15 protein-coding genes are annotated in these 12,227 nt (G+C 63.0%); 5 read left to right on the top strand and 10 right to left on the bottom strand.

Annotated elements, in window-relative coordinates; all coding sequences use genetic code 11:
* Nucleotides 1-60: 60 nt before the first annotated feature.
* The 9 genes from KHN96_RS06650 to KHN96_RS06610 form a co-directional block, all read right to left on the bottom strand.
* Nucleotides 61-540 (bottom strand): hypothetical protein, encoded by a 480-nt coding sequence (locus KHN96_RS06650; protein ID WP_004629233.1) that lies wholly within the window; start codon nucleotides 538-540, stop codon nucleotides 61-63.
* On the bottom strand, nucleotides 537-908 hold the full coding sequence (locus tag KHN96_RS06645) for a hypothetical protein (RefSeq protein WP_004629235.1): 372 nt from the start codon (nucleotides 906-908) through the stop codon (nucleotides 537-539). Before KHN96_RS06645 ends, KHN96_RS06650 begins: the two co-directional genes overlap by 4 nt.
* Nucleotides 908-2,287 carry a recombinase family protein gene (locus KHN96_RS06640; protein WP_115044005.1) on the bottom strand — a complete coding sequence of 460 codons (1,380 nt, stop codon included), beginning with the start codon at nucleotides 2,285-2,287 and terminating at the stop codon, nucleotides 908-910. The genes KHN96_RS06645 and KHN96_RS06640 overlap by 1 nt, the downstream gene beginning before the upstream one ends.
* Entirely contained in the window at nucleotides 2,284-2,733 is a 450-nt protein-coding gene (locus KHN96_RS06635) for a DUF2924 domain-containing protein (RefSeq protein ID WP_024973170.1), read from the bottom strand. Before KHN96_RS06635 ends, KHN96_RS06640 begins: the two co-directional genes overlap by 4 nt.
* A complete protein-coding gene (locus KHN96_RS06630; protein ID WP_115044007.1) occupies nucleotides 2,733-2,924 on the bottom strand; it encodes a hypothetical protein in 192 nt (63 codons plus the stop codon). The genes KHN96_RS06635 and KHN96_RS06630 overlap by 1 nt, the downstream gene beginning before the upstream one ends.
* A gap of 104 nt (nucleotides 2,925-3,028) precedes the next feature.
* On the bottom strand, nucleotides 3,029-4,246 hold the full coding sequence (locus KHN96_RS06625) for a hypothetical protein (protein WP_115044009.1): 1,218 nt from the start codon (nucleotides 4,244-4,246) through the stop codon (nucleotides 3,029-3,031).
* Nucleotides 4,243-6,495, bottom strand: a complete 2,253-nt coding sequence (locus KHN96_RS06620; RefSeq protein ID WP_115044011.1) for a hypothetical protein — start codon at nucleotides 6,493-6,495, stop codon at nucleotides 4,243-4,245. Before KHN96_RS06620 ends, KHN96_RS06625 begins: the two co-directional genes overlap by 4 nt.
* A 19-nt stretch (nucleotides 6,496-6,514) precedes the next feature.
* Nucleotides 6,515-7,087, bottom strand: coding sequence for a PIN domain-containing protein (locus KHN96_RS06615; RefSeq protein ID WP_115044013.1), 573 nt, complete (start codon nucleotides 7,085-7,087; stop codon nucleotides 6,515-6,517).
* A 4-nt stretch (nucleotides 7,088-7,091) separates the two neighbouring features.
* Entirely contained in the window at nucleotides 7,092-7,553 is a 462-nt protein-coding gene (locus KHN96_RS06610; RefSeq protein ID WP_004629250.1) for a helix-turn-helix domain-containing protein, read from the bottom strand.
* A 229-nt stretch (nucleotides 7,554-7,782) separates the two neighbouring features.
* On the opposite strand from KHN96_RS06610, the gene KHN96_RS06605 reads away from it, so the two are divergent.
* Genes KHN96_RS06605 through KHN96_RS06585 form a run of 5 tightly spaced genes read left to right on the top strand, consistent with a single transcriptional unit; the run spans nucleotide 7,783 to nucleotide 11,558 of the window.
* Entirely contained in the window at nucleotides 7,783-8,046 is a 264-nt protein-coding gene (locus KHN96_RS06605; RefSeq protein WP_004629251.1) for a MerR family transcriptional regulator, read from the top strand.
* An 11-nt stretch (nucleotides 8,047-8,057) separates the two neighbouring features.
* On the top strand, nucleotides 8,058-8,534 hold the full coding sequence (locus KHN96_RS06600) for a hypothetical protein (protein WP_004629253.1): 477 nt from the start codon (nucleotides 8,058-8,060) through the stop codon (nucleotides 8,532-8,534).
* A 5-nt stretch (nucleotides 8,535-8,539) separates the two neighbouring features.
* Entirely contained in the window at nucleotides 8,540-9,361 is an 822-nt protein-coding gene (locus tag KHN96_RS06595; RefSeq protein WP_115044407.1) for a BRO-N domain-containing protein, read from the top strand.
* A complete protein-coding gene (locus tag KHN96_RS06590; RefSeq protein ID WP_181817644.1) occupies nucleotides 9,358-9,573 on the top strand; it encodes a hypothetical protein in 216 nt (71 codons plus the stop codon). Before KHN96_RS06595 ends, KHN96_RS06590 begins: the two co-directional genes overlap by 4 nt.
* Complete coding sequence (locus KHN96_RS06585; protein ID WP_244855847.1) at nucleotides 9,573-11,558, top strand: phage tail protein; 1,986 nt, start codon at nucleotides 9,573-9,575, stop codon at nucleotides 11,556-11,558. Before KHN96_RS06590 ends, KHN96_RS06585 begins: the two co-directional genes overlap by 1 nt.
* Here KHN96_RS06585 and KHN96_RS06580 read toward each other — a convergent pair.
* On the bottom strand, nucleotides 11,555-12,043 hold the full coding sequence (locus KHN96_RS06580; RefSeq protein ID WP_244855846.1) for a FimD/PapC N-terminal domain-containing protein: 489 nt from the start codon (nucleotides 12,041-12,043) through the stop codon (nucleotides 11,555-11,557). The two genes, KHN96_RS06585 and KHN96_RS06580, sit on opposite strands and share 4 nt — an antisense overlap.
* Between the last annotated feature and the right edge of the window lie 184 nt (nucleotides 12,044-12,227).

Below are 12,227 nucleotides of genomic sequence, written 5' to 3'. Positions count from 1 at the left end.
AGTGCTTCCGGGAGGTCAAATCACGCAACTCGCTGGCGGCATTGGGTCGAAAGTGTTAGTTCAACTTTGGACAGTATCGTGCAGTACTAGTTTCTGGGCAGCCCAGCCGTTGGGCAAGGGGCGGCGCATCACCTTCTCCAGCACGGCATCGGGCGAGCCCACCAGCCGTTCCACGACCTCCGGGGCCAGGAGCGTCAGCCGCATGACCCGGCGCACCTGCGTCACGTCCATGCCTTCGGCCTCGGCGATCTCGGCTACTGATGCCGCCCGCTGCTCATCCAGAAGGCGTTGCCAGTGGTGCGCCAGTCCGAGCGCCCGCATCAACGCGGTGTCCTGCGCGGCCGACCGGGCTTCCCGCTCCCGGGTGGCCTCGGACAGGAATTCCTGTGGAGCGTCCAGGGGCGTGATGACCTGCTTCTTCAGCCCCCGCTTCACCAGCGTCCAGGGCACGAAGGTTTCCAGTTGCACGCCGCCTGCTGGACTCGGCAGTTGATAGGTGACCGGATCACCCTTGAACCGGCCCCGGTGCTTCTTGCTCATGCGTCCTCCTCAAAGCGCTTCACGATCTGGCGTTGCGCCTCCCAATCCACCGGCAGCGGGTTGCGCTGGAACCAGATCAGGTTCATCCGGCGAGGCTGCCGCCCGGCCATCAGCAGTTCGAGGATGTCGGGCGCGAGCAGGCTCAGGCGCATCAGTTCGTTGGTGACCGATGGGTGTAAGCCTTCGGCCCGGGCGATCTCCGAGCCACTCTTCATCTCGCCGGTGTCCACGAGGTGCTGCCAGTAGAAACCGCGTGCCACCCCCTCCAGCAACGTCACATCGTGAACATGGCGGTCGTCGGCGGCCACGCGCCGCGCGCCCCGGCGGCGGAATGTCAGTGGCACGAAGGTTTCCAGTGTGTCGTTCATCAGGCCTCCACCTCCACCAGTTCCGCGCCGATGCCTCTCCGGGCGAACTCGCCGATCAGGGCGTCCCAGCCCAGTTCCCGCCACTTCACCTTGATGCCCTGAACCTCGCCGATGTGGACGAGGTCGATGCGCTCGATCATCAGGTTGGCGATGCGGTGGCGCTCGACCGGGAACAGTTGATCCCACACGTCGTTGAGCCGTCCCATCGCCATCACCGTGGTGGCTTCATCGACTTGTCCGCCATTGCGCTGGATATGACGCACCACCGATGCGATGGATTCCGGGCTGGTCAGCACGGTGCGGATCTGGGCCACCACTGCCGCCTCGATCTCCGGCGCAGGTAATCGCTCGTAGCTCTTGCCCGGTGCTCCGAACCGGCTTTCCGACTTGGACACGTAGTAGTGGTACTTGCGCCCGTTCTTGCGTGAGTAGGTCGGGTACATCCGTTCGCCCGAGGGGGCGTACAGCAGGCCGCGCAGCAAGGCGTCGGTGCGCGACCGGATCTTGGTTTCCACCGACCGGGCGTGTCCATCCCTGGCCAGCACCGTGTGGACCTTGTCCCAAAGCTCCTGGTCGATGATCGGCGGGTGAGCGCCGGGGTACCAGTTCCCCTTGTGCGACAACTCGCCCAGGTAGATGCGGTTGCGCAGCAGCTTGTGCAGGTACTTTTTGTCGATGCGCGTGCCCTTGCGGGTCTGGCCCTCCTGCGTCGTCCAGGCCTTGGTAGTGATGCCGTCGGCGGTGAGATTGACGGCGATCTGGGTTGGAGAACCAATGGTCAGCATCTCCTCGAAAATGCGACGCACCACCGCCGCCTCGGCCTCGTTGATGACCAGCAGGCGGTTGTCGACGTCGTAGCCCAGGGGCGGGACGCCACCCATCCACATCCCCTTGCGCTTGGCGGCGGCGATCTTGTCGCGGATGCGCTCGCCGGTGACCTCGCGCTCAAACTGGGCGAAGGACAGCAGGACGTTGAGCATCAGCCGACCCATCGAGGTGGTGGTGTTGAACTGCTGGGTGACCGACACAAAGGACACCCCGTGGCGTTCGAACACTTCAACCATCTTGGAGAAGTCGGCCAAGCTGCGCGTCAGGCGGTCGATCTTGTAGACCACCACGATGTCGATCTGGCCGCGCTCGATGTCCGCCATCAGGCGTTTCAGCCCCGGCCGATCCGTGTTGCCGCCAGAGAAGCCGGGGTCATCGTAGTCGTCGGCCACCGGAATCCAGCCCTCGGATCGCTGACTGGCGACGTAGGCGTGGCCCGCCTCCTTCTGCGCGTCGATGGAGTTGAACTCCTGGTCAAGTCGTTCATCCGAGGACACCCGGCAGTAGACGGCGCAGCGCTTGCGGGCCTTGGTGCTGGCAATATCGCTCATCGCGCACCTCCCTTGCTCAGGCCAAAGAACAGCGGCCCCGACCAGTGCGCGCCCGTGATGTGGCGGGCCACCGCCGTCAGGCTCCTGAAGTTGCGCCCCTGGTACTCAAACAGCCCCTCGGCGGTGACTGTCACCCGATGTTCGCGCTCGCCCCATTCGCGCAGCAGGATCGTGCCCGGCGCGAAATCGAACTCGCGCGGCTTGGCCCGCAGCTTGATCTTGGAGTGTTTTGCGCCGATGGCTTCCAGGCGCTGCTTGGTCTCGGGCGCAAGGCCACCGAAGGCTTCCTCCTGCAGCTTGTAGGCGAGACGGGACTCGACGTGCGTGCGGTTGGGGTAGTCCGGGCGACGCGGGAAATACTGATCCCACACCGTCCAGAGCTCGGACATCGGCAGGCAAGCCAGCTCCGCAATCCGCGCGGCGACGGATGCTTGTTTCTCGTTCATCACAACTTCTCCTCTTGATAGGGGGTTGTATGAACGCGCTGGTCGGGCAGGAAGCCAAGGCCAACTGCTCTCTGTTTTGGCTCATCCGCGACGAGGGTCCGGACGATGGCGGCCGCAAGGATGGCGGCGATTTCGCCAGCACGGGCGCTGGCGCTCATCTCTGGGGGAGATGCGAGTTCGAGGTTCTTCATGACGGCTCCGAGGAATTGCAACCGTCAGGGATAGTGAGCCCGATTTTCCGAAGTAAATCTCAACGCTGATTAATCGGCGCGGCTCGATGGCCGGGCGCTGGTCGCTACGCTTTGACGAATGGCGACAGCACCTGATGCAGAAGATGGCGTGGCGGCGCCTCAGCCAAAATCGGTGCAAGCAAGGCTGACAGTGGCTGCTGATCGACACCCGCCTGCGTGCTCGCCTGCTGCAAGGCATGGGCTGTGTCCAGGATGTCTGCGCCGGTGATCTCATAACCGTGGCCACGCGCAATCCAGCGCAGCGCTGACAGAGCGGCATGGATGGCGAACTGCGGTTGGTCGACTGCGAAGTCTCTGGCGGCGCGGGTCAAGGTCCGGGGATCAGTAGGACTTTGATTGGCGAGTTCAGCGGCGAGCGCAAACAGGCCCGCATCCTTGGCCGCAGCGAACCATTTGCCTTCTGTGCCGGGCGTGCTGGCGACCAGATCCCGCAGTATGAGCTCCGGTGGAACGTGGCTGTACTTCTTGGCGATGGCACGAAAGGTGGCCAGGTTCGTGGTGCCTTGGTTGGCCTCGATGGCATAGCGCCGGTAGGCTTCATCGGCCAAGCCTGACGACAGCAGGATGGCCTCGCAGGCCTCAGCGATCTGCCAGCCCGGATCGTTGAGTCCGCGTGAGTCCTCGGCATAACGGATCGCCTCGGCTTTCTTGCCCATCGCGGCCAAGGCCTTCACCCCCCAGCGTCGGTCGTGCCACCACTTGAACCGCGCCTTGTCGATCAGGGCCAGCAACTCGTCATGACGACCTGCCGCGAACAGCGCGGACAGACAGGCGCTGGTGCCCTTGAAGTAGCCATGCCCAGATGCGCTCGGACTCCACACGCTTTCAACGACAGGGATGAACTCATCGGCCCAGCGCGAGGCCATGTCCGGCGTCACACACAGTTCACCCCAGTGGTCGCCCAGCAGTTCGATGTAGGGTATTTCATCGTCCTGCAACGCCTGCCACAACCGATCCAGCCAGCGTTGCCGCTGTTTGGGCTCGACGTTGGCCTTGACGATGAGGGGCACCAGGGTCTCGATGGCTTTGTTCACGGCGGAGCCCAGCGCCCCGGAGGAGCTGTCTACCTGCTCCAGTGCGGGCGAGATCTTCTCCAGCAAGGTAACGGCACCCTCGGCGGCCAGCACCGGCTCCTTGCGGGCCACCTGCTTGATCTCGGCCAAGGCCTCCTTGATGCGCTGGATGGGCGTGTCCGAACGCCAGCCGAAGGCATGCCGCCGAAACCGTGATGCGAACTGCCATTTGTACGCGACGCCGGTCATGCATCCTCCATGACTTCGGAGGCGGCTTCTGGCTGGTCATCGTCCTCGACAGGGGCGTCAACGGTCGGCAGATTCAATTGCCAGGCATGCGAGCCTTTGACCCGAACGAGGTAGTTGCGCCACGGTGAGTTTTTACTGGTGAACAGGTTGGATGGCGAAGCGCAGCCCGTGTCCTCCATCAGCTTCTTGGTGTTCACGTGCGGCGAGCCCGCTGCATGGGCATCGACCAAACGCTGCAGCACCATGATCTTGGCTTTGTTCGTCACCTTCCACGGTGCTTGTCCAGGGAGGTATAGCGTGGCGGCATACCCATCCGGAGAGAGCTTCAGCGCAACCGAGGTGCCGCCCATGGCAGCCAGTTGCCCGTGGCGATAGGCCAGCTTCAACTGCGCCAAGTCGATGGCCGTCGTTGCACCAGCAGCAGACAGCACGTCCTCGATGGGTATCACCACGTTAGTTCCGGCAAACGGAAAGGGTTCCGATGCCGTGGTCAGCAGGATGCCGGGGACGCTGCGTGGACGCAGGCGCAAGGCGGTATCGACCTTGGCGTACTGGCGCTCGCTGGACATCTTGGCCGCGAAGTACAGCGCAATGTCATGGCCATCGATATCAAGCTCCCCCAGAAAAATCGGCTCTTCGTCCTGGTGCGTGCCACGCACACTCTGCAGTGCAGTGCCCAGCGCCGTGATGATCTCCTCGCGCAGCCAGTTCAGGTGCACCTTCCAGCGCCGGGCGTGCTTGGCGGGCAGCACCACATCCGCCCCCGTCAGTGGATCGCGGTAACGTACCTGATTGCCATCGGCACAGCGCTCCAGTTTGACGCTGGTGTGCTCACCGTTTGCCAGTTCGACGACCTTCTCGATGATCCGGTCACCCTCCGTGATGATGCCCTCGTCCTCGAAGCGGTCGATGTCGATACCAAGTTGCGCCAGGGCGAAGCCGTCCATCGTGTTGGTGGCGTACTCCAGCAGGCGTGCGACCTGCACCACCAGTTTCGGGTCATCGATTCCTGACCCCGGGTGCAGGGGCTTGAGCACGCCCAAGGCTTCGAGCAACTGCGTCCCAGCCTGCCGCAAGCGTGCGTCTTTCTCGCCTTGCAGACTGCATCGGCCGGGCTCGGCCAGCACGATGGACAGCGGCGTTTCAGCCGTTTCGCCATCGAACACCAAGTCGGCCACCAGGGTCACGCCAAGGATGGCACCGGGTTGCGAGAACGGGTGGTTGCTCCAATGTTCATGGATGACTTCGTGCAGTTCCGCGCAGCTGTCGATGTGCAGCGAGACGGTATCGGTCGCGTGCCCGAGCAAGGCCTTCGCTTCAGTGAGATAAAGGCGCTCGACGCGCACGCCATCGAGTTTGGGTTTCGTGTCTTTCAGTGGCAGCGCGAAGCGGGACAGGTCATACCGTGAGCGATTGAGCGGTCGGCTCGACAGCGGAGCCTTGAAACCGTGTTTGGACAGCACATTGGCCAGTGGGGCCCGTGTCGACAGGGTGTGCGCATAGACCTCCACCACCTTGCGGTCAGGGGCGTAGACAAGGGTCGCGTCCCGCGCAGGGAAGTAGCAGAAGCTCTTGCGGCTGCGGTTGAGCATCTGCACAGCCGTGACCTGGTCACCCGCAAAACGCACCACCAGGTAATGCGTCAGCTGGGTGTCGCCGTTTTTCTTTTCTTCGGCCATCTGCACATGGATGACCTCGCAGGGCTCGGCCAGCCGCATGGTGCTGGTGAGCTGCGACTCCAGATCCTTCTTGATGGCGTCGTTCCAGATGAACGGTGGTGCGTCATCGCAGGGGATGTCAAAGGCATCAAAAAGGCGCTTGTTGCCCCGGATGTCGCCGGTGTTCAGGATCGATTCGGCAACATCAAACAGTCGCGCCGCGTCATCGGAGTGGGTGCGCATCCAGACCGAACGACCGATTTCGCCGCCGTCTTCGGCCAGAAAGGCAGCGATCAGCTCGTTGTCGTGCAATTGGTCTGCGACGGTGGTGAGAATCTGCGCACCTCTGGGCGAAGCCAGGCGCAGGATGCGCAGTGCCTCGCGTTCGGCGGGGTCACGTTGCTCTTTGCGAAGGTGCCGGACGTGCTCGATCAGTGCGGTGGGGAGTGTCTCCGCGTCTTGCGACCAGTCAAATCCTCGGGCCAGTGCCTGACACTCCTGCAGACCGCTGAAGCGCTTGAGGTTGGTCACATGCGCCTTCTCGATCAGTTCGAGCAGGCAGTGCGCGTTGGTCAGGGTCTTCTTGCCCATTGATTCTCCCTTCGGCCGTTTACATGGCCACAGTCCATTGGCGCATGACCGCCACCGATTGAGTCAGGCCCTGCGCCTGCAGGGTGTCCAGGTATTCATCTGCTGTCTTGGGCGGGTTCTTGAGTGAGCGCCGATGGTGAGCTACGGCCTCCAACACACCCGCCGGGAACAGATCCAGCAAGTCGACGATGAAGTCGTCGGGGTGTTGGGCCACGAGGTTGTAGGGTTTGAGCGCCTCAGGCGGGAAGTCCTTGAGGTTGAAGGTCACGATCAGGCTCGCGCCCGAGTGAATCGCGGCGGCCACCACATGACGGTCGTCCGCGTCGGGCAGTTGGATCGACGGGATCAGGTACTCAAACCCGGTGACCAGGCTGTCGCGGACATGGCTGTTCATCAGCTGGCGTGTTCGGTTCAACTGCTCGGCTGTGAGATCGGGCCGACTGGCCAGCACGTTGCGCGTCCACTCGTCGTGGATCGTGTCACTCCAGCGCGCCCGGTACAGATCCGACAGCGCCAGATGCATCAACAGATCGCGCAACGGTGCCGGGTAGAGCACGCAGGCGTCATAGACGACGGTGAAGTGCGAACTCATCCAGTCAGTACCCCATGCCGAGTTCCTGGGCCTGGGCCGCCAACTCATCCAGCGCCTTGCGGCGTTCCGCATCGATGCGGTTCTTGTAGGCGATCACATCCTGGTAACGCACGCGGCGATGGGTGCCGATCTTGTGGAACGGGATGTCACCTTTCTCCAGCAACTGGACAAGGAAAGGCCGGGAGACGTTGAGCACGTCGGCGGCTTCCTGCGTCGTCAGCTCCGCATGGATCGGAATGATGGATACGGCGTTGCCCTGGCCGATCTCGGTCAGCACATCAAGCAGCAGGCGCAGGGCCGACGTCGGGATCGACACGGTGTGCACTGCGCCCTGGTCGTCATGGAAGTCGATCTGCTGGGTATCAGCACGGGTCTTGAGGACGGTCGACAGCGCCCGGCCGGACTCTCGGGCCAGGGCAATGTCTTCGGCAGAAGGCAGGGTTTTGGGGATGGCGGGAGCGTTCATAAGGGGTCTCCTCGTCGGGTCAAGGTACGCATTGAAGCCATTATAAACGAAATAACCGAAATCGCAATATCCGAAACAGAGGCGAAGATTCAATATAGATCAACAACTTACAAGAATTGCCGCACGGATCATGCGACGGCTGCTTGCCAGTCAAAGCCAAAAACGGACATGCGCAAGCCCAAGACATGGAGGAATTGAATAGGAACTCCCAAACAAAAGGAGTTCCACCATGCAAAAACACCCTGCACCTGTTCAATCCGCGCGGACCTTCTTTCCGCCGCTGCCAGAGGGTGAGCCACTGCTCGCGCTCAACGAGTTCGAACTCGCCGCCCGCTGGCGTCTGTCCGTCCACACCTTGCGTCGGTGGCGTCAAGACCAGCTGGGCCCGATCTTCTGCAAGGTCGGCTCGCGCGTCACCTACCTGATCTCCGAGATCGAGGCCTTCGAGCGGCGTGTTGCGCGCTACTCGACCTTCGCCCGTGCGTATCAGTGAGGAGGACGGCCATGAGCGATCTGACTATCTTCCCCGCCGACATCGCCGAGATGTCCGTCAGCCAACTGGCCGCACTGCCGCCCGAGCAGAAGCGCGAGATCGACAAAAACCTCGACGCGGCTATCGACTGGCTCAAGAAGGCGCGCACCAAGTTCGATGCGGCGCTCGACGCCGCCTACGGGGAGCAGGCCCGCGCCGCGCTGCGCGAATCCGGCCGCGATTTCGGCACCGCCCACATCAGCGATGGCCCGCTGCGGCTCAAGTTCGAGTTGCCCAAGAAGGTCAGCTGGAACCAGCAGCAATTGACCGAAATCGCCGAACGCATCGTGGCGTCAGGCGAGAAAGTCGAGGGCTACCTCGACATCAAGTTGTCCGTCTCCGAATCCCGCTTCACGAACTGGCCGCCTGCCTTGCAGCAGCAGTTCGCTGCCGCTCGCACCGTGGATTCCGGCAAGCCGTCTTTCACTCTTTCCCTTGATTCGGAGTAATGGCCATGAGTGCAATCATTCCCTTCCAGTTTGAAGCGCACGCTGTGCGCGTTCAGGTCGACGACGCGGGCCAGCCGTGGTTCAACGCCGCCGACGTCTGCGCAGCTTTGGAACTGTCGAATCCGCGCGATGCTCTCGCCAAACACGTCGATTCGGATGATGTCGCAAAACGCGACGTCATCGACAACCTTGGACGCAACCAGCGCGCCAACCACGTCAACGAGTCGGGCCTCTACGCCCTGATCCTCGGCAGCACGAAGGATGCCGCCAAGCGCTTCAAGCGCTGGGTCACCCACGAGGTATTGCCCGCGATCCGCAAGACCGGCAGCTATACCGCTCCCGCTGCGCTGGGGGCCTTGCCTGCACCGACCCATGACCGTGTATCCGCGATTCTGCTGATCGGCGAGGCTGTGGCGAAGGTGCCGGGCGTCAAGCCGGGCATCGCAGCGGCGGCAACGCTCACCTGCATTCAGGAGAACACGGGCATCACCACCGAGGTGTTGCGCCGCGCACTGCCGTCGGCCAATGAGCCGATCTGCGCGCTCAACGCCACCCAGCTCGGAAAATTGCTCAACCGCTCGGCCAAGGCCACGAACCAGTCACTGGCGTCACACGGCTTCCAGTTCCGCAATGACCGTGACGAATGGGAGCTGACCGAGGCCGGTGAACCCAAACCGGCGTCCCTGTCTGACGTCGATGCCCCCACCGCAGAAGAAGGCCGACCGATTCCCGTCGTGTTCGGCACCGTGCTACTGCGTGGCTCCAACGTCGTCTGGTACGGCGATCTGGAAGCCGACCCGATCAAGAAGAAAGGTGGCAAGAAATGACCACTCAGACCGTCATCACCATCGATCACGTGCGCGCCGTGGGCCTGTGCGTGAACGGCACGCGCACTTGGTTTGCGCGTCACGATCTGGATTTCCGGGCCTTCCTGCGCGATGGCTGTGACGCCGAAACCTTGCTGGCCACCAGCGATGCAATGGCAAAACGTGTGGTCGAACACGCCCGCAATCAATCCAGCCAGCAGGAGCAAGACTGATGGGTGGCAGCAGCAAGAAGCAAACCGTCGGCTATCGCTACCGGATGGGGCTACATCTGGCCTTGTGCCAGGGACCCGTCGATGCCGTGCAGGAGATTCAGATGGGCGACCGTACCGCGTGGGGTGATGCCGACCGTGCGCCGCTGTCCAGCGGGCATGGCCTGACCAGCCTCTCGATCAACAAGCCCACGCTGTTTGGCGGCGACGAGCGCGAAGGCGGCGTGGTCGGAACCGTCGATGTGCTTTCTGGTCATGCCGGACAAGGACGCAACGACTACCTGATGAGTCGCCTCGGCAGTTCCATTCCGGCATTTCGGGGCGTGCTGTCCTTGGTGGCACGCAAGATCCTTTTCGCGGCCAACAACCCTTACATCAAGCCATGGGCGGTACGGGTGCGTCGCTTCACGGCGGGTTGGTTCGATGCTCCGTGGATGGAGTGGAACGCTGAAGTCCGCACCTGGGATGAGGACGAAGGCCATGAGATCAGCGTCGGAATGAACCCGGCACACATCCTGGTGCAGTGCCTCACCGATCCGCATTGGGGTATGGGCTATCCGCAGAGCACCATCGGTTGGAGTTTCTGGAACGCAGCGTGGGCCCTGTCGAGCGAGGGCTTCGGCCTCAATCTGATCTGGACGCGCCAGCAGCCCATCGAGAGCTTCATCGGCCAGGTCATCGACCACATTGGCGGCATCCTCTACACCGACCCGGAGCAAGGCACGTTTGAGCTCAAGCTGCTGCGCGACGACTATTGGATCGACAGCCTGCCGCAGTTGGGGCCTGACGAAATTGTGCGGCTGGAACGCTTCGAGCGCGCCCAGTGGGGCGAGCTGCCCAACGAATTAACGGTGGTCTACACCGACTGGCAGACCGGCGGTGATGCTGCCGTCACGGTCGAGAACCTGGCCGCCATCCAGTTGCAAGGCGGCGTGATCAATCAACGCCGCGACTACCCGGGCGTTAACTACGGGCCACTGGCCGCGCGGCTGGCCTTGCGTGACCTGCGTGCCTTGGGTTCACCACTGGCCCGGATGAGTCTGACAGTGGCACGCGACACGCTGGAACGTGCGCCATTGCCGGGTGACGTGTTCCTGCTGAACTGGCCGCGCTTGGGTGTGGATCAGATGGTGGTGCGCGTCACCGGCATCGACACCGGCACCTTGGGCGCGGCCGAGTGGCGCATCGAAGCCATGGAAGATGTGTTCGGGATGAGCAACACCGTGCTGTCGCCCCCGCCACCGCACGTCGAAGAGCCGACCATCGAACCTTTGCCGCCCGCCGTGGTGCTGGCCGTCGAGGTGCCGTATTGGGAACTGGCCCGGCGCTTGTCGCGCGCAGATCTGGCCTACCTGACCGACACGGACACCTATCTCGGTGCGCTGGCCGCCGCCGGTGGCAGCGGGCAGTTGAATTGGCAACTGGCTACCGGCGCGTCCGGCGGCGACCTCACTGCCGTGGTGGGCGAAGACTACGCACCACTGCTGACGCTTGATGCAGCCTTGACTGCCAGCGAGGTCGATGCCATCGGCATGCCGGTGACGGCCATCAGCCAGCCGGAGAGACTGGCCGAGGGCGACTACGCCTATCTGGTGGATGCCAGTGGGGCGATTGCAGAGGCAGTTGCCATCCTAGCCTTCGATGCCGCCGACGCGACCATCGATCTCGCACGCGGTGTGCTCGACACCACACCCCAAGCACATGCCTTGGGGAGTCGGCTGATCGGTGTCGGCGAATGGCTGGCATCGGAAGGTGCCGAACGCGCCCCGGGCGAATCGATGTTTGTGGGCGCGATTCCTCGCACATCGACCGATCAGGGCGATCCTGTGTTGGCCGCCAATGGGCAGCCGATGGTGCTGGCTGGTCGGCAGGCTTTGCCGTATCCACCCGGTCGTATCCGCCTCAATGGCCAGACTGAGCCTGCCGTTGTGGCCGGTGATCTCAACGTCGCGTGGGCACATCGCGACCGCACTCAGCAGACCGCCTAGTTGACGTAGCCGGCGGTGACACCCTCGTCCCACAGCGCAGGGTCGACATAGCCGCGTGCCGCGCGGGAAAGAAACGCCTGTGGGATGCTGAGATTGAGTTGCAGACGGCCAGCGTCGAAGTCCACCGCAGCCTGGTCCAGCAGGTGAGGTAGATCGAGGCAAGCCTCGCTGTTGACGTCCAGCGGCGGCGTGATGGCACTGAGGTTGACGCCGAAATCCTGCAGCATCTTGGCCGTCAGGCACGGCCGCAGCTTGGCGTTGTCGCCATCCTGGTAGAAATCGATGTCTCGACGGCCGACCAGATTGCCGTTGACCTCCACCTCCACACGATAGGTGCCTGGTGGCACGCTGCTGCCCGAGCTCAGCACGGCGCTCAGGTCGGCCGGGCGCCCTTGGCCGTGCAGGAAGCTCGTGTTGTAGGCCAGCAGCGTAGGATCGATCTGCGCAACCAGCGTCTCGCCCTCGGCGGCGCGCGCGCTGTTCATCATCGCCAGACACACAGCCAGATACAGCGGCGTCGCGCTCGGGCGTGCAGCAATTGCTTTTCCGTGGGTCTTTCTGGAGAACGCTTTGGGAGTCCGGCATCTAGACATCGCAATGCTCGCTTCTGGCTTGGTGAATCGGCGGGTGTCACATACGCAAGCTCCGCTACGGTGGGTGCGGGCTAAG

Source organism: Ralstonia mannitolilytica, assembly GCF_905397375.1.
Classification (GTDB): domain Bacteria; phylum Pseudomonadota; class Gammaproteobacteria; order Burkholderiales; family Burkholderiaceae; genus Ralstonia; species Ralstonia mannitolilytica.
Note: the sequence above shows the minus strand (reverse complement) of the source record. Positions and strands in the feature narration are given on the sequence as shown.

Coding starts and splice junctions, on each gene's coding strand:
- KHN96_RS06605 (WP_004629251.1), top strand. CDS start 7,783: ATGCAAAAACACCCTGCACCTGTTCAATCCGCGCGGACCTTCTTTCCG.
- KHN96_RS06580 (WP_244855846.1), bottom strand. CDS start 12,043: ATGAACAGCGCGCGCGCCGCCGAGGGCGAGACGCTGGTTGCGCAGATC.
- KHN96_RS06590 (WP_181817644.1), top strand. CDS start 9,358: ATGACCACTCAGACCGTCATCACCATCGATCACGTGCGCGCCGTGGGC.
- KHN96_RS06630 (WP_115044007.1), bottom strand. CDS start 2,924: ATGAAGAACCTCGAACTCGCATCTCCCCCAGAGATGAGCGCCAGCGCC.
- KHN96_RS06650 (WP_004629233.1), bottom strand. CDS start 540: ATGAGCAAGAAGCACCGGGGCCGGTTCAAGGGTGATCCGGTCACCTAT.
- KHN96_RS06585 (WP_244855847.1), top strand. CDS start 9,573: ATGGGTGGCAGCAGCAAGAAGCAAACCGTCGGCTATCGCTACCGGATG.
- KHN96_RS06615 (WP_115044013.1), bottom strand. CDS start 7,087: ATGAGTTCGCACTTCACCGTCGTCTATGACGCCTGCGTGCTCTACCCG.
- KHN96_RS06635 (WP_024973170.1), bottom strand. CDS start 2,733: ATGAACGAGAAACAAGCATCCGTCGCCGCGCGGATTGCGGAGCTGGCT.
- KHN96_RS06645 (WP_004629235.1), bottom strand. CDS start 908: ATGAACGACACACTGGAAACCTTCGTGCCACTGACATTCCGCCGCCGG.
- KHN96_RS06595 (WP_115044407.1), top strand. CDS start 8,540: ATGAGTGCAATCATTCCCTTCCAGTTTGAAGCGCACGCTGTGCGCGTT.
- KHN96_RS06640 (WP_115044005.1), bottom strand. CDS start 2,287: ATGAGCGATATTGCCAGCACCAAGGCCCGCAAGCGCTGCGCCGTCTAC.
- KHN96_RS06620 (WP_115044011.1), bottom strand. CDS start 6,495: ATGGGCAAGAAGACCCTGACCAACGCGCACTGCCTGCTCGAACTGATC.
- KHN96_RS06600 (WP_004629253.1), top strand. CDS start 8,058: ATGAGCGATCTGACTATCTTCCCCGCCGACATCGCCGAGATGTCCGTC.
- KHN96_RS06625 (WP_115044009.1), bottom strand. CDS start 4,246: ATGACCGGCGTCGCGTACAAATGGCAGTTCGCATCACGGTTTCGGCGG.
- KHN96_RS06610 (WP_004629250.1), bottom strand. CDS start 7,553: ATGAACGCTCCCGCCATCCCCAAAACCCTGCCTTCTGCCGAAGACATT.